Annotated in this window: 17 protein-coding genes; 10 read left to right on the top strand and 7 right to left on the bottom strand. The window is 74.7% G+C overall.

Going from position 1 to position 18,002, the window contains the following annotated elements; genetic code table 11:
* Window positions 1-926: 926 nt before the first annotated feature.
* From cmk to der, 3 genes are all read left to right on the top strand, one after another.
* Window positions 927-1,601, top strand: a complete 675-nt coding sequence (gene cmk / locus AC067A_RS32665; protein WP_479246566.1) for a (d)CMP kinase — start codon at window positions 927-929, stop codon at window positions 1,599-1,601.
* Window positions 1,598-2,242 carry a lysophospholipid acyltransferase family protein gene (locus AC067A_RS32670; RefSeq protein ID WP_479246567.1) on the top strand — a complete coding sequence of 215 codons (645 nt, stop codon included), beginning with the start codon at window positions 1,598-1,600 and terminating at the stop codon, window positions 2,240-2,242. Before cmk ends, AC067A_RS32670 begins: the two co-directional genes overlap by 4 nt.
* A 70-nt stretch (window positions 2,243-2,312) precedes the next feature.
* Entirely contained in the window at window positions 2,313-3,761 is a 1,449-nt protein-coding gene (der, locus tag AC067A_RS32675; RefSeq protein ID WP_479246568.1) for a ribosome biogenesis GTPase Der, read from the top strand.
* A 77-nt stretch (window positions 3,762-3,838) separates the two neighbouring features.
* Here der and AC067A_RS32680 read toward each other — a convergent pair whose 3' ends face one another.
* Both AC067A_RS32680 and AC067A_RS32685 read right to left on the bottom strand, forming a co-directional pair.
* Window positions 3,839-4,123 (bottom strand): hypothetical protein, encoded by a 285-nt coding sequence (locus AC067A_RS32680; RefSeq protein ID WP_479246569.1) that lies wholly within the window; start codon window positions 4,121-4,123, stop codon window positions 3,839-3,841.
* Between the two features lie 221 nt (window positions 4,124-4,344).
* Window positions 4,345-5,127: a hypothetical protein gene (locus AC067A_RS32685; RefSeq protein ID WP_479246570.1), complete on the bottom strand. Its 783-nt coding sequence runs from the start codon at window positions 5,125-5,127 to the stop codon at window positions 4,345-4,347.
* 228 nt (window positions 5,128-5,355) lie between these two features.
* On the opposite strand from AC067A_RS32685, the gene AC067A_RS32690 reads away from it, so the two are divergent.
* Complete coding sequence (locus tag AC067A_RS32690; RefSeq protein ID WP_479246572.1) at window positions 5,356-6,063, top strand: LysM peptidoglycan-binding domain-containing protein; 708 nt, start codon at window positions 5,356-5,358, stop codon at window positions 6,061-6,063.
* A gap of 16 nt (window positions 6,064-6,079) precedes the next feature.
* On the opposite strand, the gene AC067A_RS32695 is transcribed toward AC067A_RS32690, so the two are convergent.
* From AC067A_RS32695 to AC067A_RS32705, 3 genes are read right to left on the bottom strand one after another with little or no spacing between them, the layout of a single operon-like run.
* Complete coding sequence (locus AC067A_RS32695) at window positions 6,080-6,727, bottom strand: ABC transporter ATP-binding protein (protein WP_479246574.1); 648 nt, start codon at window positions 6,725-6,727, stop codon at window positions 6,080-6,082.
* Entirely contained in the window at window positions 6,724-9,411 is a 2,688-nt protein-coding gene (locus AC067A_RS32700) for an ABC transporter permease subunit (RefSeq protein ID WP_479246576.1), read from the bottom strand. Before AC067A_RS32700 ends, AC067A_RS32695 begins: the two co-directional genes overlap by 4 nt.
* A complete protein-coding gene (locus AC067A_RS32705; protein WP_479246577.1) occupies window positions 9,399-9,800 on the bottom strand; it encodes a hypothetical protein in 402 nt (133 codons plus the stop codon). Before AC067A_RS32705 ends, AC067A_RS32700 begins: the two co-directional genes overlap by 13 nt.
* A gap of 106 nt (window positions 9,801-9,906) precedes the next feature.
* Between AC067A_RS32705 and AC067A_RS32710 the strand changes: the two genes are divergently transcribed.
* From AC067A_RS32710 to AC067A_RS32725, 4 genes are all read left to right on the top strand, one after another.
* A complete protein-coding gene (locus AC067A_RS32710) occupies window positions 9,907-10,425 on the top strand; it encodes an MTB12 C-terminal domain-containing protein (protein WP_479246578.1) in 519 nt (172 codons plus the stop codon).
* Window positions 10,403-11,695 (top strand): ABC transporter substrate-binding protein, encoded by a 1,293-nt coding sequence (locus AC067A_RS32715; protein WP_479246579.1) that lies wholly within the window; start codon window positions 10,403-10,405, stop codon window positions 11,693-11,695. The genes AC067A_RS32710 and AC067A_RS32715 overlap by 23 nt, the downstream gene beginning before the upstream one ends.
* 73 nt (window positions 11,696-11,768) lie before the next feature.
* Entirely contained in the window at window positions 11,769-13,043 is a 1,275-nt protein-coding gene (locus AC067A_RS32720; RefSeq protein WP_479246580.1) for a glycosyltransferase family 4 protein, read from the top strand.
* A gap of 74 nt (window positions 13,044-13,117) precedes the next feature.
* A complete protein-coding gene (locus AC067A_RS32725) occupies window positions 13,118-14,104 on the top strand; it encodes a helix-turn-helix transcriptional regulator (RefSeq protein ID WP_479246582.1) in 987 nt (328 codons plus the stop codon).
* Window positions 14,105-14,175: 71 nt separating this feature from the next.
* Here AC067A_RS32725 and AC067A_RS32730 read toward each other — a convergent pair whose 3' ends face one another.
* Window positions 14,176-14,394, bottom strand: a complete 219-nt coding sequence (locus AC067A_RS32730) for a hypothetical protein (RefSeq protein WP_479246584.1) — start codon at window positions 14,392-14,394, stop codon at window positions 14,176-14,178.
* A 246-nt stretch (window positions 14,395-14,640) separates the two neighbouring features.
* On the opposite strand from AC067A_RS32730, the gene AC067A_RS32735 reads away from it, so the two are divergent.
* Window positions 14,641-14,856: an I78 family peptidase inhibitor gene (locus AC067A_RS32735; protein ID WP_479246586.1), complete on the top strand. Its 216-nt coding sequence runs from the start codon at window positions 14,641-14,643 to the stop codon at window positions 14,854-14,856.
* A 70-nt stretch (window positions 14,857-14,926) separates the two neighbouring features.
* Here AC067A_RS32735 and AC067A_RS32740 read toward each other — a convergent pair whose 3' ends face one another.
* Window positions 14,927-15,757, bottom strand: a complete 831-nt coding sequence (locus tag AC067A_RS32740) for a phosphatase PAP2 family protein (protein ID WP_479246587.1) — start codon at window positions 15,755-15,757, stop codon at window positions 14,927-14,929.
* A 473-nt stretch (window positions 15,758-16,230) separates the two neighbouring features.
* Here AC067A_RS32740 and AC067A_RS32745 point away from each other — a divergent pair, with 473 nt between their 5' ends.
* Window positions 16,231-17,964: an MFS transporter gene (locus AC067A_RS32745; protein WP_479246588.1), complete on the top strand. Its 1,734-nt coding sequence runs from the start codon at window positions 16,231-16,233 to the stop codon at window positions 17,962-17,964.
* Window positions 17,965-18,002: the final 38 nt, after the last annotated feature.

Consider the following 18,002-nt stretch of genomic DNA (forward strand, 5'->3'; position numbering starts at 1 on the left):
CGGCGCGGTGCCCACCCCCACGCCGCGGGCTGCGCCCCGCCCGTCCTGGCGCCCTCATTCCGCCGGGACGGCGCCCACCCCCGCGCCCCGCGTTGTGGGCCCCCGTCCCGCTGGGCGGGCGCCCGCGCCCCGCGCGTTGCGGGCCCTCGTTCTGCCGGGGCGGTGCCCGCCCCCGCGCCTCCGCCCACCCCGTTGTGGGCCCTCGTTTCGCTGGGCGGTGCTCACCCTCCGCGCCCTGCGTTGTGGGCGATCGTTCCGCCGGGGCGGGCCCCGTCCACCGCGTTGTGGGCAATCGTTCCGCTGGGGCGGAACGGGTGGGCACAACGGACGGCGCCCCGTGCCGGGCCCAGGCTTCCGCGCTTGCACCCGCACCCGGTGCGCACCGGACTGTGGGTGCGGGTCCAGGCACAGGGGCCGGAGGCGCCGCCAAGGGCGCCGTCCCGTGTGCCCACCCGTCCCGCCCAGCGGGACGATTGCCCACACGGCGGGCGGGCGAGGGCGCACACGGCGACGGGCGCAGGCCCACGCGACAGCGGGCGCGGGCCCCCACGGCAGCGAGCGCGGCGGCCGACAGCCCCAGCGGGCCGGGGCCCCACACGAGGCGCGGCGGCCGACAGCCCAGCGGGCGGGTCCGCACACGAGGTGCGGCGGGTGACAGCCCGGGTGGGCGCGGGCCCCCACGGCAGCGGACGCGGGCCCCCACGGCAGGCGCGGGCCCGGACGACGGGGCGCGGGCCCGAACGGCGGGGTGCGGGGCCGCACGGCGGGTGCGGGGCCGCACGGCGGTGGGCGCGGGCCCGGAGGGCGGGGTGTGGCGGGGTGTGGGGGCGGGGTCGGACGGGAGGGGGTCGGGGACTCGGTAACCTTGTGGGGGTGCCCGCACACCGCAGGGCCCCGCCACTCACCCCCAGGAAGGTGTTCCCACCGTGGAATCCGTGATCGTCGCCATCGACGGGCCCTCCGGCACGGGCAAGTCGAGCACTTCGAAGGCGGTCGCCGCCAAGCTGGGGCTGAGCTATCTGGACACGGGGGCGCAGTACCGGGCGATCACGTGGTGGATGATCAGCAACGGGGTGGACGTGCACGACGCCGACGCCGTCGCGAACGCCGCCGCGAAGCCGGTCATCGTCTCCGGCACGGACCCGGCCCGGCCGACCATCACGGTCGACGGTGCCGACGCGGCCGGCCCGATCCGTACCGAGGAGGTCACCTCGAAGGTCAGCGCCGTGAGCGCGGTCCCCGAGGTGCGGCGGCTCATCACCGAGCTGCAGCGGACGATCGCGAAGGACGCCGAGCACGGGATCGTCGTGGAGGGCCGGGACATCGGCACCACCGTCCTGCCCGACGCCGACCTGAAGATCTTCCTGACCGCCTCGCCCGAGGCCCGTGCCGCCCGCCGCTCCGGCGAGCTCAAGGGCGTCGACGTACACGCGACGAAGGAAGCCCTGATCAAGCGGGACGCGGCCGACTCCAGCCGCAAGACGTCCCCGCTGGCCAAGGCGGAGGACGCCGTGGAGGTCGACACCACGGACCTCACGCTCGACCAGGTCATCGAGTGCGTCGTCACCCTGGTGGACGAGAAGCGGGCGGCCGCCAAGTGACCTTGCCCTCCGGGAAGGGCGCCGCCGTCGGCCGTCGCATCGGCATCGGCCTGATGTACGGCTTCTGGAAGCCGCGCGTCCTCGGCGCCTGGCGGGTGCCGGCCTCCGGTCCCGTCATCTTCGCCGTCAACCACGCGCACAACATCGACGGCCCCATGCTCATGGGCACCGCCCCGCGGCCCGTGCACTTCCTCATCAAGAAGGAGGCGTTCGTCGGCCCGCTCGGCAGCTTCCTGGAGGGCATCGGGCAGCTCAAGGTCGACCGGGACGGCACCGACCGCAACGCGATAGGCAACGCGCTCGGCGTGCTGGAGCAGGGCGGCGTCCTCGGGATCTTCCCCGAGGGCACCCGGGGGGACGGCGACTTCGCCTCGCTGCGCGCCGGCCTCGCCTACTTCGCCGTCCGCAGCGGCGCGCCGATCGTCCCGGTCGCCGTCCTGGGAAGCACCGAGCGCCGGGGACGGTTGATCAAGGCACTGCCTCCGCTGCGCGGCCGCGTCGACGTCGTCTTCGGCGACGCGTTCGAGGCGGGCGACGGCTCCGGCCGCCGCACCCGCAAGGCCCTCGACGAGGCCACCCTGCGGATCCAGGACCGGCTCACCGCTCACCTGGAAAACGCCAGGCGCCTCACCGGGCGCTGAGCGAGACTTTCAGTAGTGGGCCCCGCGGCCCGGGGACCCACCGACCACGAATGATCAAGGAACGGACTTCATGAACGACCAGCACGACCACGGGGCACTTGGCGACGCCGAGTACGCGGAGTTCATGGAGCTCGCCGCGGAAGAGGGCTTCGACGTCGACGAGGTCGAGGGCGCGATCGAGGAGGCCGGCCACGGCCCGCTTCCCGTCCTCGCCGTCGTCGGCCGCCCGAACGTCGGCAAGTCGACCCTGGTGAACCGCATCATCGGCCGCCGCGAGGCCGTCGTCGAGGACAAGCCGGGCGTCACCCGCGACCGCGTGACCTACGAGGCCGAGTGGGCCGGCCGCCGCTTCAAGGTCGTCGACACCGGCGGCTGGGAGCAGGACGTCCTCGGCATCGACGCCTCCGTCGCGGCCCAGGCCGAGTACGCCATCGAAGCGGCCGACGCCTGCCTCTTCGTCGTGGACGCCACCGTCGGCGCCACCGACACCGACGAGGCCGTCGTCAAACTGCTCCGCCGCGCCGGCAAGCCGGTCGTCCTGGCCGCGAACAAGGTCGACGGCCAGTCCGGCGAGGCCGACGCCGCGATGCTGTGGTCCCTGGGCCTCGGCGAGCCGTTCCCCGTCTCCTCGCTGCACGGCCGCGGCACCGGCGACCTCCTCGACGAGGTCCTGCGCAAGCTGCCCGAGGCCCCCGAGCAGCGCTTCGGCACCGCGGTGGGCGGCCCCCGCCGCATCGCCCTCATCGGCCGCCCGAACGTCGGCAAGTCCTCCCTGCTCAACAAGGTGGCGGGCGAGGACCGCGTCGTCGTCAACGAGCTGGCGGGCACCACCCGTGACCCGGTCGACGAGCTCATCGAGCTCGGCGGCGTGACGTGGAAGTTCGTCGACACCGCCGGCATCCGCAAGAAGGTCCACCTCCAGGCGGGCGCCGACTACTACGCCTCGCTGCGGACCGCGGCCGCCATCGAGAAGGCGGAGGTGGCCGTCATCCTCATCGACACCACCGACAACATCTCGGTCCAGGACCAGCGCATCATCACGACGGCCGTGGAGTCGGGCCGCGCGATCGTCATCGCCTACAACAAGTGGGACGAGCTCGACGAGGAGCGCCGCTACTACCTCGAGCGCGAGATCGAGACCGAGATGCAGCAGGTCGCCTGGGCGCCCCGGGTGAACGTCTCCGCCAAGACCGGCCGCCACATGGAGAAGCTGGTCCCGGCCATCGAGACCGCCCTCGCCGGCTGGGAGACCCGCGTCCCCACCGGCCGGCTCAACTCCTTCCTGGGTGAGATCGTCGCGTCCCACCCGCACCCGGTCCGCGGCGGCAAGCAGCCCCGCATCCTCTTCGGCACGCAGGCCGGCACCAAGCCGCCGCGCTTCGTGCTCTTCGCCTCGGGCTTCCTGGAGGCCGGCTACCGCCGCTTCATCGAGCGCCGCCTGCGCGAGGAGTTCGGCTTCGAGGGCACTCCGATCCACATCTCGGTCCGGGTGCGCGAGAAGCGCGGCCGCAAGAAGTAGCACCCACGCGGTGGGAACGGCGGAGGGCCGGGGCTTCGACAAGCCCCGGCCCTCCGCCGTTCCCACCGGCCCCGCCCCTACAGGCCCCTGCGCGGGCCTGGTGGCAGCGCCGCCTGCGGGTGTGCGAGTCCCTGGGGGTACGGCTGCGGATGCTGCGCCGACCAGGCCGTCGGATGCGCCGACGCGGGGCGGTGGCCCTGCCCGTGCCCGTACCCGCCCGCGCCGAAGGCCCGGAAGGTCAGCTCCTCCTCGCCGCTGCGGTCACCCGGCAGCGTGCGGAACGACCTGCGGTACTCCGAGTACAGGGCGTCGTAGATCGGCGTGGGCGAAGCGCCCGCCGTGACGTCCTGCGCGGGGCGCATGGCCGGGATCTGACTCGGATGCGGCTGGAGGAAGGGGTCGTATGCGTGCACGTACGTGCCAACGACCCTGCCGCCCGTCGGATGCGGGCGGCTCTCCGAAAGAGGCGCCCGCCGGGGGCGCGGCACGATGGGGCTCCCGGCCCCCGTCGGGCCGGTGCCCGCCGGACCCGTCGATGGGCCGGGCACCCGTGCCCGCCCTATGGCCGCCCGGCCGTCCTCCATCAGGTTCCGGCCAGCGGCATGGCGGCGGCCACCAGGCGGCCGTTCGCCGCCGCCTTCTCCAGGGCGTCGCGCAGCAGGTCCTCGCGCGGCTGCTGGCCGATCGAGCCGACCGGGGCGGCGAAGACGAGGACCGTGTGCGACTTGTTGGCCGCCGCGCGCCAGCCGTCGGTGACCTGGAGCGGCTGGTGCGCCTGCCACCAGGCGGCCTGACCGGCGCCGCCCGGCCCCGGCTGGAGCACGGAGTGCAGCTGGCCCATGGCGACCAGCACCGACCAGCCCGGCAGCACGGCGGGCTTCTCGTGGAGGTCCATGACCTGCTGGAAGCCCTGGTCGGCCAGGAGCGGCAGGAACTCGTCGGTGAGGCCGTCCGAACCCGGACGGGCCACCGGCGCGGTCGGCTCCACGACCAGCGCCGGGTGCAGCTCGCCGTCGATCAGGACGAGGCCGCTGGTGACGCCGAGCACGGCCTGCTCGGGGTGGGCGGCGCTCAGCGCGTCGGCGGTGTCCGAGGCCGTGATGGAGGCGACGGCGCCCTGGAGCTGCTCCTCGGCGACCCGGACGACCTGCGACGGAATGCAACTGGCGTGGGCGAACGCCAGGACCGCGGTCTCGTCGCCGACGAACAGCACCGTGCTGGTGCGCTCCTGGTCGGAGTCGCCCGGCGTGCGGCAGGAGGTGCAGTCGTAGCTGCCCGGGGCGTTGTCGCCGGCGAGCAGCCGGTCCGCTTCTTCGTCGCCGATCTCGGCGCGTACGTCCTCGCTGACGTCGAGCATGCGCGGCACGGGGGGCTCCCTGGACTCGGTACGGGGGGACGCCGGGCCGTTCCCGGGCGCCTCATGACGACTTCAACGGGTCAGGCTCGGCCGGGGTCACGCGTGGAAGCGAGGCAACTTGCCGCCTGCTCCGGCGGGGCGGCCTCCGGGAGGCCGGTGCCTCCGACCGGGTGGGGTGTGAACAGTGTTCCGCGCGGCACGGACCGGGGGTGCCGGGCGGCTGCCTAGCCTGCGGCGATGTCGAAGATCCGATTTTGGACAGCCGGTTCCCTCGTGGCGGCGTCCGCGGTCGCGCTCCTGACGCCGGCCCCGGCGTCCGCCCGGGCCCAGGACGGGCCCGAGACGGCCGGGATCCGGTCCGAGGCGGTCGCGGCCGGGGCCGAGGCGGTCGGGGACGGGCCCGGCGGCCTCCGGGACGTGCCCGACGCGGCCCGGGAGGCCTCCGTCGCCGCCCGGGAGGCCGCCGCCGTCCTCCTGGAGGTGTCGGACGCGCTCCGGGGCGCCGCCTCGGTGCCGTCCTACGCCTGCGCCAAGGACCAGTGGCCGTGGGGCTGCGTCGCCGCGTGCGAGTCCAGCGGGCAGTGGGACGCCAACACCGGCAACGGCTTCTACGGCGGCCTCCAGTTCTGGCAGCCGACCTGGGTCGAGCACGGCGGACTGCGGTACGCCCCGCGCGCCGACCTGGCGACCCGGTCGCAGCAGATCACGGTCGCGGAGGAGGTGCTGCGCACCCAGGGGTGGAGCGCCTGGCCCGTCTGCTCCAAGCGGTACGGGCTGAGCGGGCGCGTCCACACCGTGCAGGTCGGGGACACCCTCGGCTCGATCGCCCGCCGGTTCGCGATCAAGGGCGGCTGGCAGGCGCTGTACGCGGCGAACCGGAGCCTGATCGGGCCCGACCCGAACCGGATCGTCGTCGGCACCATGCTGCGGATCGCACCGCTCTGACGTCCCGGGGCCGGCGTCAGGCGAGCTCGGCCGGCTCCCCGCTCCACGCGAGGGAGCCGCGCCGCAGCTCGTGGACGAGCGAGCCCGGCGGAAGGGCGTCCGGCACGTGCTGCTCGGCGAGCACCACCGCCGCGCCGTGCCGTACGGCGAGCGCGGCGAACAGCCGGTACGTACGGGCCGCGATCGCCGGGGCCAGGCCGAGGGACGGCTCGTCGACCAGCACCACGCGCGCGGGCGCCGTCAGGGCGCGTGAGAGCGCCAGCATCCGGCGCTCCCCGCCCGAGAGCGTTCCCGCGGTGCGGGACAGCAGGGGGAGGAGCTCGGGGTACGGGTCGGGGGAGGCGGGGCCGGGGGAGGTGAGCGCGAGGTTCTCGGCGACCGTGAGGCCTTCGTACACCGCCCGCAGGTCCGGTACGAAGCACAGCCCGCGGCGGGCCCGCTCGTGCGCGGGGAGCCGCGTCACGTCGGCGCCACGCCACAGCACCCGGCCCGCGGAGAGCCGCACCGTGCCGGCGAGGGCGCGCAGGGCGGTGGTCCGGCCGGCGCCGTTCCGGCCGAGGAGCACGGTCACCGCCCCGGCCGGCACGGGCAGGTCGACCCCGTGCAGGGCTTCCAGGGGGCCGTAGCGGACCCGGGCGGCGCGGAGCGCGATCTCGACGCTCATGACACGATCCGGCCCCCCTCCATGGTGTGCACCGTGTGGGCGATCCCCCGGACGAGGTCCGGGTCGTGCTCCACCACCAGGACCGTCAGGCCGTCCGCGGCGAGGGCGGCGAGGATCCGCGCGAGCGCCGCCGTCTCGGTGGCGTCGAGGCCGGCCGCCGGTTCGTCCAGGAGCAGCGTGTGCGGCTGCCCCGCCAGCGCGCGGGCCAGCTCCACCCGGCGCAGGGTCCCGGTGGGCAGGTCCGCCGCCGCCCGGTGCCGTACGGCACCGGCGAGTCCGACCAGCCGCAGGCTGCGCTCCACCGCCGCCGGGCCGCCCCGCACATGGCCCCGCTCCTCGCCCAGCCGGACGTTCTCCTCCACGGTGAGCGACGGGAAGACCGCCAGCCGCTGGAACGTGCGGGCGATGCCGAGGCGGGTCCTGGCGTGGGCGGAGCGGGCCGTGATGTCGGCGCCGTCGAGCGTGATCCGGCCCTCGCGGGGCCGGAGTGTTCCGGCGAGGCAGTCGAAGAGGGTGCTCTTGCCCGCCCCGTTGGGCCCCACCAGGGCGGTCACGCGCCCGGGGCCGAGGCCGAGGGTGACGTGCGACAGGGCGGTGGTCCCGCCGGGGTAGGTGAGCGTGAGGTCGTGCGCGCGCAGCCGCGGCGCGGGCGCGGAGTCCCTCGCGGGGCGCACGGGGCCGTCGGCGCCCGGCGTCCGGCGGCTCTTGTCGGCGGGGATCCGCCGGGCCGTGGCACCGGGGGCCGGCGGCTCCGTCGGCGGTGCCACCGGGCCCGCCACCGGCGTCCGGCGGGTCCCGTCGGCGGGGGGCCGCCGGGGCGTGGCGCCGGTGGGCGGCGGTGTCGTCGGCGGTGTCGCGGGGGTCGCGACCGCCCTCCGGCGGGTCCCCTTCGCGAGCGTCCGGCGTGGCCGGGGGCGGGTCGGCGGGCCGGCGGGCAGGAGGGTCGTCAGCGGGGGGATCCGGCCCGTGAGCATGGCCAGGAGGCCGATGAGGACGGCGGCGACGCCGGCGTGGGGGCCGGCGTCGAGGGTGACGAGGAGGGCGGCGCCGGCCAGGGGGGTGAGGAGGCTGTCGGCGCCGAGGGCGAGGACGGCGGCGAACCAGAGGAGGCCGCGGACGGGGTCGTACGCCTCGGGGTCGAAGGCGCGCAGGCCCATGCCGAGGAGGCCGCCGCCGAGGGCGGCGAGGGCGGAGCCCAGGACGAAGGCGAGGAGCTTGAGGCCGGGCACGGGGACGCCCGCCGCCTCGGCGCCCGGTTCGTGGTCGCGGAGCGCGGCGAGGGCGCGGCCCGTGCGGCCCCGGCGCAGGGCGGCCACGAGGGCCAGGCAGCAGGCCAGGACGCCCAGCTCCAGGGCGTAGAAGGCGCGGTCGTCGGAGAAGCCCGCCGGGCGGCCGAGGGAGAGGCCCGCCGTCGCGTACGGCTGGGTGAGGACGAAGCGGCTGACGGCCACCCCGACGGCGAGGGTCGCGAGGGCCAGGGCGAGGCCGTGCCGCCGGATCGCCGGCCGGCCCGTCACCAGGCCCACGGCGGCCACCATCGGCACCGCGAGGCCCAGGGCGACCAGGGCCGGCACCCCGCCCGTCGCGAGCAGGGCCGTGAACAGGGCGCCGAGGCCCGCGTACGCCGCCTGGCCGAGCGCGATCTGGCCGCCCCGGCCCGCCACCACGACGAGGGACAGCAGGATCACGGCGAGCGCCGGGACCTGGACCGCCGTGTGCAGGTCGGAGCCGGCGAGGCCGAGGGGGAGGAGGAACAGGACGCCCACCACGACCCACAGACCGCCGGGCACGCGTGCCTCGCGGACCGGCGGCGGCAGCGCGTCGCGGCCCTTGCCGCCGATGCCCGGCAGGACGAGCGCCGCCACCAGGAGCGCCACCACGAACAGGTTCGCCCCGACGGCCTGCACGAGCGGTCCGGCCCAGCCCTCCGGGTGCAGCCGGGTCAGCTGGGCCTGGGCGACGCCGATGGCGAGCGCCGCCGCCACCGCGACCGGCAGCGACCGCATCCGGGCGATCACCGCGACCGCGATCACCTCGATGACGAGCAGCGGCATCCCGTACGGGTCGAGCCGTACGTAGGGGGCGAGGAGCACCCCGGTGAGCCCGGCCGTGAACGAGCCGAACGCCCAGCCGGCCGCCGCCACCCGGTCCGCGTCGATCCCCGAGAGCACCGCGAGCGGCCGGTTGTCGACCACGGCCCGCAGTTCACGCCCGAACCGGGTCCACCGGGTCACCGCCCCCACCAGGCAGGCGAGCGCCACCACCGCCGCGAGCTGGGCCCACGGGTCGTCGCCGAGCAGGACGGGCGCGTCGTCCCGTGCGCCGGGACCCCACAGCAGCACGGCCGCGCCCACCAGGAGCACGAAGACGCCGAGGGAGGCCACCAGGGTCCGCGCCGGGTTCGGGCCGAGGAGGGCGAGGGGCCGGAACACCCCGCGGTCCAGGGCGAGCCCGATGCCGGGCGCGACCACGAGGAGCGTGACGAGGGCGCCGAGGGGCAGCGGCCAGCCCCACTCGACCACGAGCTGCCGCAGGACGTACGCGCAGATCATCGCCACGGCGCCGTGGGCGAGGTTGAGGACCCCGGTCGCGCGGTGGGTGACGACCAGGCCGATGCCGGTGAGGGCGGCCGCGCTGCCGACCGCGAGGCCGGCGAGCGTCAGCTCGTACGTCAGGGAGGCCACGGCTCGCACACCGGACAGGGGTCGAGCGCGGCGGCCCCCGCCTCGGTCGCCTCCGCCTTGCCCGCGACCAGGGGGCAGTCCGGGCGGTGCGCGAGGGTGCCGCCGGGCACCCGCAGCGGCGGATCGTCCGAGGAGGGCGGAGGAGGCTCCTCCGGTGCGGGCGGGGAGGGCTCCCCGGGGCGTACGGGAAGCAGCGCGGCCGCCCCGGCGAGCACCGCGCCCGCCACGATCAGCGCCGCCCCGGGCAGCGTGCACGAGGCGAGGTAGGGCAGCTGCCGTTCCGCGAAGCGTTCGCCGGAGATCCCGTACCAGCCGAGGGCGCACAGCACCGCGCCGGCGGCGGCCGCCGCGAGACCGCCCCACAGCAGGATCCGGGATGTCGACGCCACGGCAGCCTCCCTGCGAGATGCCCTCTTTCTTGCGCTATGTTCTGAATAGTCCCACCCTGGAATCATCAGGCCGTCCGGCCTGCGCGGACACCCGGTGGTGAGCCACATGGTTCTCAGTCGACGTGCGGCAGCACTCGCGGCCGCCGCGGTCCTGGCCCTGACCCCCGCCCTCGCGAGCTGCTCGGACGACGGGAACGCGTCCGGGGAGCAGGCCACCACGACGGCGCCGCCCGGGCAGACGGCCGAGCCACCCGGCGGCGCCGCCCAGCCGGAGGACCCCGCCGCCGCGCGCGCCGAGATCACCGACAACTGGACGGCCTTCTTCGACCCGGACACCCCGACGGCGGAGAAGACCGGGCTCCTGGAGAACGGCGAACAGATGGCGCCCGTGCTCGCGGCCTTCGCGGGCGACAAGAACGCCGCCGCGACCTCGGCGAAGGTCGACAACGTCGACTTCACCTCGCCCAGCGGGGCGAACGTCACCTACGACCTGCTCGTCGACGGCAACGTCGCCCTCCCCGACTCCCGAGGAACCTCGGTCCTCCAGGACGGCACCTGGAAGGTCTCCGTGAAGACGCTGTGCGGCCTGGTCGAGCTGAGCGGTGTCACCGTCCCGGGCTGCTGAGGCGGTCGCGGCGCTGTTCCTGGCCGCGCTGCTCGCGCTCCTGACGGCGTGCGGCAGCCGGCTCCCCGAGCGCGCCTTCGAGACGCGGCCCTCCGCCGCCCCCTCCGGTGGTGAGCCGCTCCGCGTCGGGATCATCACGAGCGCCACCAGCCCGGTCGGCGGCCAGGCGTTCACCGGCCCGCGCGACGGAGCCCGCGCCTACTTCGACGCGCTCAACGCACGGGGCGGCCTCGACGGGCGCCGCGTCGAGGTCGAGACCTGCGACGACGGCGGCAGCGGAGTCGGGAACAACGCGTGCGTGCACCGGCTCGTCGACGAGCGCCGGGTCTTCGCCCTCGTCGCCACCACCGCCCTGCACTACGCGGGCGCGCCCCTCGTCGCCCGGGCCGGGGTCCCCGACGTCGGTGGTCAGCCCCTGACACCCGCGTACGACACGTATCCGCACCTCTACGGGATCTACGGCAGCTCCGCCCCGCGCACCGGCGGCGAGCCCGGCTGGAACGGGACGCTGTACGGCGGGACCGAGGTCTACCGCTGGTTCGCGCGGGAGAAGGGGGCGAAGACCGCCGCCGTCGTCTCGTACAACCAGGCCGCCTCCGCCGCGTACGCCCGGCTGGTCGCGGACGGGCTGCGCGCCGAGGGCTACCGGGTCGTCGACGAGCAGGTGGACTTCGCGCTGCCCAACTTCCGCGCGGTCGCCGCCGATCTGCGCGACCGGCACGTCGACGTCCTGTTCGACGCGATGGACACCCACGGGAACGTGCGGCTCTGCGAGGCCATGGAGACGCTCGGGGTACGGGTCGCCGCCAAGGTCACCAACGTGCAGAACTGGTCCTCGTCCGTCGCCCGCGACTACGCCCGAGCCCCCGGCTGCCTGGGCGCCCTGTGGGCGACCGGCTCCAGCCGCAACCACATGGACACCGGCCACCCCGCCGTCCGCGAGTTCCGTACGGGCATGGGGCAACGGCCGCTCTCCCAGTGGCAGCTGGAGGGATGGGCGGCGGCGATGTGGTTCACCGACGCGGCCCGCTCCTGCCTGGCCGGGGACGGCCTCACGCGCGCGTGCGTCGAGGAGTTCATGAACCGGCCGGAACCGTACACCGCGCGCGGACTGCTGCTCCCCGTCCGGTTCGAGCGGCTGGAGCGGCCGCCGGCCACCCGGAACACCTGTCTGTCCGTGGCCCGTTGGCAGGACGGCCGGGGCTGGGTGAGCCAGGGCGAGATGACGCGGAACTGCGCGACCGTGCCCCAGCTCCCCTATCGCCCGTGACGGTGGCCCCCCGTACCGGCAGTACAGTCGGGCGACCGAAAGAAACGACTGACCGGGGGGAACCGGCGGCGTCATGCGTATCTCCTTCCTGCTCCACAACGGCTACCACTACGGCGGCACCATCCGGACGACGTTCACGCTCGCCGAGGAACTGGCGGAACGCCACGAGGTCGAGATCGTCTCGGTGTTCCGCCACCGCGACCGTCCACTCCTGGGCCTGCCCGCGGGGGTGACACTGCGCCACCTCGTCGACCTGCGCGAGGACGGTCCCGGATACGACGGCGACCACCCCGACCACCACCGCCCCGCCGAGGTCTTCCCGCGCGGCGACGGACGCTGGAAGCAGTACAGCGCGCTGACCGACGCCCGGATCGGCGAACACCTGCGGGGGGTCGAGGCCGACGTCCTCGTCGGCACCCGCCCCGGGCTCAACGTGCACCTCGCCCGGCAGGCCCGGCGGGGGCCGGTCCTCGTGGGGCAGGAGCACCTCATCCTCGACGGCCACAGCTACCGGCTGCGCCGGGACATCGCCCACGAGTACGCGCTCCTCGACGCCGTCACGACCGTCACCGAGGCGGACGCCCGCGCCTACCGGAAGCTGGACCTGCCGGGTGTACGCGTCGAGTCCGTGCCCAACAGCGTGCCCGTGCCGTCGGTGCCGCCCGCCGACCCGGCGGCGAAGATCGTCGTCGCGGCGGGCCGGCTGACCCGGGTCAAGCGGTACGACGTGCTGATCGACGCCTTCGCGGACGTGGCCGTCGACCACCCCGACTGGAAGCTGCGGATCTACGGCACCGGCGACGCCGTCCAGGACCTCAAGGGCCCGCTGGCCCGGCAGATCAAGGAGCGGGGCCTCGGCGAACAGGTCTTCCTCATGGGGTCGGTGACCCCGATGGAACCGGAGTGGGCCAAGGGCTCGATCGCGGCGGTGACCTCGCAGCGGGAGTCCTTCGGGATGACGATCGTGGAGGCGATGCGCTGCGGCCTTCCGGTGGTCTCCACCGACTGCCCGAACGGGCCCCGCGAGATCATCGAGGACGGGGTCGACGGGCGCCTGGTGCCGGTCGACGACGTCGCCGCGTTCGCGCGGGCGCTGCGCGGCCTCGTCGAGGACGACGAACTGCGCGCCAAGACGGCGCGGGCGGCGCTGGCCGCCTCCGAGCGCTTCGACCCGGGCCGGATCGCCGCCCGGCACGAGGCGCTCTGGTCGGAGCTCGTCGAGCGGGGCGCGAGCCGGCGCACGTACTCCGCGGGGCGGGTGACGCTCCACCGGGCGGTGGGCCGGGTCGTCGACGCCGTCTACACGCAGAAGGCGAGGGCCGGCCGGATCGTCCGCCGCTTCCGCTGACGCGGCCCCCCGCCCGGCGGGCGGGAGGCTCATCGCGGACCGTGGCTGTCCGCGAGGGCTGACAGACTCGGGACATGTTGGAGACCTCCGCGCGGCTGCTGCGCCTGCTCTCGTTGCTCCAGGCCCACCGGGAGTGGTCGGGGCCCGATCTCGCCGACCGGCTCGGGGTGACCCCGCGCACGGTGCGGCGGGACGTCGACCGGCTGCGCGAGCTGGGCTACCCGGTGCACGCCACTCCCGGCACGGGCGGCGGCTACCAGCTCGGCGCCGGGGCCGAGCTTCCGCCGTTGCTCCTCGACGACGAGGAGGCCGTGGCGGTCGCGGTCGGCCTGCGCGCCGCCGCGGGCCAGGGCGTCGAGGGCATCGGCGAGAGCTCCGTACGCGCCCTGGCCAAGCTGGAGCAGGTCCTGCCGTGCCGGTTGCGGCGGCGGATCTCGGCGCTCAACACCTTCACGGTCCCGATGATGCGCACGCCGAAGGACCGGGTCGACCCGGCGGTCCTCACCGAGCTGGCCAACGCCTGCCGGGACGGTGAGCGGCTCCGCTTCGCCTATCGGGACCACGGCGGAGCGAGCACCCGCAGGACCGTCGAGCCGCACCGCCTGGTCTGCTCCGAGCGGCGCTGGTACCTGGTCGCCTGGGACCTGGACCGGGGTGACTGGCGCACCTTCCGGGCCGACCGGATCGAGCCGAAGCCGCCGCACGGTCCCCGCTTCCCGCCCCGCGAACCGCCGGCCGAGGATCTGGCCGCCTATGTCTCGAAGGGCGTGTCGAGGGCCGCGTACGCGGCGGAGGCGACGGTCCGGCTGTTCGTGCCGCTCGCCGAGGCGGCCTCGGTGGTGGGTCCGCTGGACGGCACCCTGGAGGCCGACGGCGACGGGAGCTGTCTGCTCCGGACGGGGGCGCACAGCCTCGACGTCCTGGTGATCCACGTGTCGCTGATGGGCTTCGACTTCGAGGTGGTCGAGCCGTCGGAGCTGACGGACCGGGTCCGGGCCCTCAGGGACCGTCTGTCCCGTGCTCTCGACCGGACGGCAGCGGGATCGGCGGAGGGCTCGTGAGCCGCATCCGCTCGTAGTCCGCGTACCGCCGGGGCGTGCCCTCGGCACCGAGCCGGTGCTGCACCGGGAAGTCAGGGGGGAACCCGGCGGAGGAGGAACAGGAACGCGGTGGCCGGACAGAGATGGCCGATTTCCTTGTGGTCGGTCGTGGTGAGCCGGTCGATCAGGATGCGGCCGTGTCGTTCCCGGGCCGATTCGACGGTCGCGGTCGCTGTCCTGGCGCCCGTGGCCGCCTCCGCCCCGCCGCCCTCCCGGCTCCGCGTCTCCGGGCGTTCGGCGAGCGTAAGCATTCTGTAAGGGAAGAGTGGGCGGCTTGCGTGCGCGTCGCCGCCGCAATTCGGTACGGGAACGCGGGAAGAAGGAATTGGGTATGCGGGGGCGAAGGCTTCCGGCGGCTTCGTGCGAACTGACCGTCACACTCCTGAATTACCGGAGAAACGGCCGGAAATAGCCCCCACGGGTGACGGTCGGCGTGTCAAACATATGTCGAGAACTTGTGACACAAGCGTGACCGCCGAGGGACTAACGTGAGCTCCATGTCACCCACATCACGCACTCCCGAACCGCCCCGCGACGCTCCCGAGTCCTATGTGGGCCTCGACGCGGAAGGCGCCGAGCAGCTCGCCAGGGCGCGCGGCTGGAAGGTCGTCAGGTCCTTGCCGCCCGGCTCGATCATCACCATGGAGTACCTGTCGGGGCGCATCAACTTCGAGGTCGAGGACGGTTCCGTCACCCGCTGCTGGCTCGGCTGACGGAGCCCCGGTCGCACGAGGAAGGGCCCCGGCCGTGGTGGCCGGGGCCCTTCTCGTACCGCGTGACGCGTCAGCCGCGGGTCGCCGGGGCGCGCCGTCCGCCGGCCACCCCCACGGGTTCGCGGACCGGCTCGCGGGCCGGCTCCTCGGTCGCGGGCGGTCGCGGCGGGAAGAACCCGGGGCGCGGACCGCCGGAGGCCACCGGCAGCGAGGGCACGAGGCGGCGGCGCTCCCGCAGCCGCTCCTGCGCGCGGTCGCGGGCGGCGAGGATCCAGGACTCCGCCACGGCGAGGAACGGCTCGCACCACGGCAGGGCGAGCAGGACGAGGAGCCCGGCGGCCCAGCCGAGGAGGACGTCGCTCAGCCAGTGCGTGCCGAGGTAGACGGTGGTGAGGCCCACGCCGAGCGCGACCACGGCGGACAGGGCGGACAGGTAGCGCCGGGCCCGCGGGGTGGTCGCCAGGTAGGCGAGGATGCCCCAGGTCACGACCGCGTTGGCGGTGTGACCCGAGGGGAATATGTCGCCGCCGGCGAACAGCTCGGCGGAGCCGACCTGGGTCGCGTAGTGGGGGCCGAGCCGGCCGAGACCGAGTTTGACCGCGCCGACCGAGACGTTCAGCAGCAGCAGGGCGGCGCCGAGACAGAGGAGCGGCCGCAGGGTGTGCTGGCGCCAGGAGCGCCAGCCCAGCCACGCGGCCACCATGACGGCCGTGGGGCCGCGCTGACCGAGGACGACGTAGTAGTCGAGGAATCCGTGGATCTCCGGCCACTGCTGGTACGGCCGGAAGAGCATGATCTTCCAGTCGAGGGTCACCAGCCAGGTCGACAGCAACACCGCCACGACGATGGCCAGATAGAACGCCGACGTCCCGCCGAAGAGGGCGAGACGCGTGCGGGTCATCCGCGGGACCTCTATCTTCGGCGGTTCCGGCTCCCGGTCCAGCCGGGCAAAGATGTCGGTACGCACCCAATCGACGTTACAGGGAGTGAGAAGCAGACCCGGTCGATCCGGTCCCTTCGTGATGACGATGTGATGTGGAGTAGGTCTCAGCGAGTGGTCTATTCCAGACGTCGGTCTGTAAATCCTATGACCTTCAGCCCTATTGCCGAGGAAGGCGATTCCGGAAGGGTGTTTGAAGGTGGCGGAATTCCTTCAAACAGGCGTCCGTGCGGAATTCCATGCGACGCGCAGACCGCGCGGAGTGGCGTACGCCACACCCGGCGGCCCGCCGGGGTGAGAGCTGCACCACGCGCTCGGGGCTTGAACTCGCGTACGCTGACGGCTCACTCGCCCGTCGATGCCGGGCCGCCCCAGGGGCATACGCCCTGGTCCGGGGCCCGCCGAGCGCGAGAGCTTCACTGGGAGGTACGTACATGTCGCGGACGAACACGGCCCAAGGGCGATCGCGTGCCACTGCCGGCAGAAGCACCAACCGGTGGGTCGTCCTCGTCGTCCTCTGCGTCAGCCTCCTGCTGGTCGCCCTCGACGCGACCATCCTCCACGTCGCCGTCCCCTCGCTCACCGAGGACCTGCGCCCCAGCTCCACGGCGCTGCTCTGGATCGTCGACGCCTACCCCTTGATCTGTGCCTCGCTGCTGATCCTCTTCGGCACCCTCGGGGACCGGATCGGACGCCGGCGGGTCCTCCTCCTCGGCTACGCCCTGTTCGGCATCGCCTCGGCGGTCGCCGCCCTCGCCACCGAACCCCCGGTCCTCATCGCGGCCCGCGCGCTGCTCGGCGTCGGCGGCGCGATGATCATGCCCGCGACGCTCTCCATCCTGCGGACGGTCTTCCCCGACCGGCGCGAGCGCGCCACCGCCATCGGCATCTGGACCGCGGTCGCCGCGATCGGCGCCGCCACGGGACCGGTCCTCGGCGGGTTCCTCGTCGAGCACTACTGGTGGGGCTCCGTCTTCCTCATCAACATCCCGCTGATGGCCCTCATCCTGCCGCTCGGCCGCCGGCTCCTCCCGGAGTCCCGGGGCGGAGCCGACGGCCCCTGGGACGTCCTCGGCGCCCTCATGGCCGCGGCCGGCGTCCTCGGCTGCGTCCTGGGCGTCAAGCGCGCCGGGGCCGGTGAACCGTTCCTCGCCCTCCCGACCGCGGGCCCGCTGCTCGTCGGCGCCGCGCTCCTCGTCCTCTTCGTGCGGCGGCAGAAGCGGCGCCCGCACCCGCTGATCGACCTACGGCTCTTCTCCCGGGCCGCCTTCACCACCTCGGTCGGGTGCATCGTCATCGGCATGCTGGCGCTGGTCGGCCTGGAGCTCATCGCCGTCCAGTACCTCCAGCTGGTCCTCGGGCTCAGCCCCCTGGAGACCGGTCTCCGGCTCCTCCCGCTGACCTTCGCCGCCATGGCCGCCGGCGCCACCGGCTCGTACACCCTCCGCAGGATCGGGCCGCGCCGGATGGTCGGCTGGGGCTTCGTCCTCACCGCCGCCGCCGTGCTGCTGCTGACCCTGATGGGACAGGACGACCGGCCGCTGCTGCTCACCGTGGGCTTCGTGCTGCTCGGTTTCGGCCTGCAGACCACGCTCTTCTCGGCGTACGAGTCGATGCTCAGCGAGGCGCCGCAGCAGAGCGCGGGCGGCGCGGCCGCGATCGGCGAGACCTCGTACCAGCTCGGCGCCGGCATGGGCATCGCCCTGCTCGGCAGCGTGATGAACGCGGCCTACGCCCCCGGGCTCGACGGTGTCCCCGGGGTGCCCGCGGAGGCGAGCCAGGCCGCCGCGAACTCGCTCGGCGAGGCCTACAAGGTCGCCGACCAGCTCGGCGGCGCCGCCGGTGACGCCCTGCACCAGGCCGCCCGGCACTCCTTCGTGACCGGCCTGCACGTCACCCTCTGCGTGAGCGCCGGGCTGCTGCTCCTGGGCGCGCTGATGGCCCGGCGACTGCCCCGGGCCATGGAATGCCCGGTGGACCAGGCGGAGGCCTTCGACGTGCTGAAGGCCGCGGAGCCGTGTGAGCCGCGGGTGGCGCGGGTGGTGGACCGTCCGGTGGGTCAGGCGGAGGTCGTGGACGTGCTGAAGGCCGCGGAGCCGTGTGAGTCGCGGGTGCCCACGACCCGGGAAGCGATCGAGCCCGCCGGCTCGGGGAGCCCGGCGCACTGACCCGGTCGCCCGGGACGCGCCGCGCCGGGCCGGCGGGC

The sequence above is a fragment of the Streptomyces sp. NPDC043176 genome (assembly GCF_056436715.1).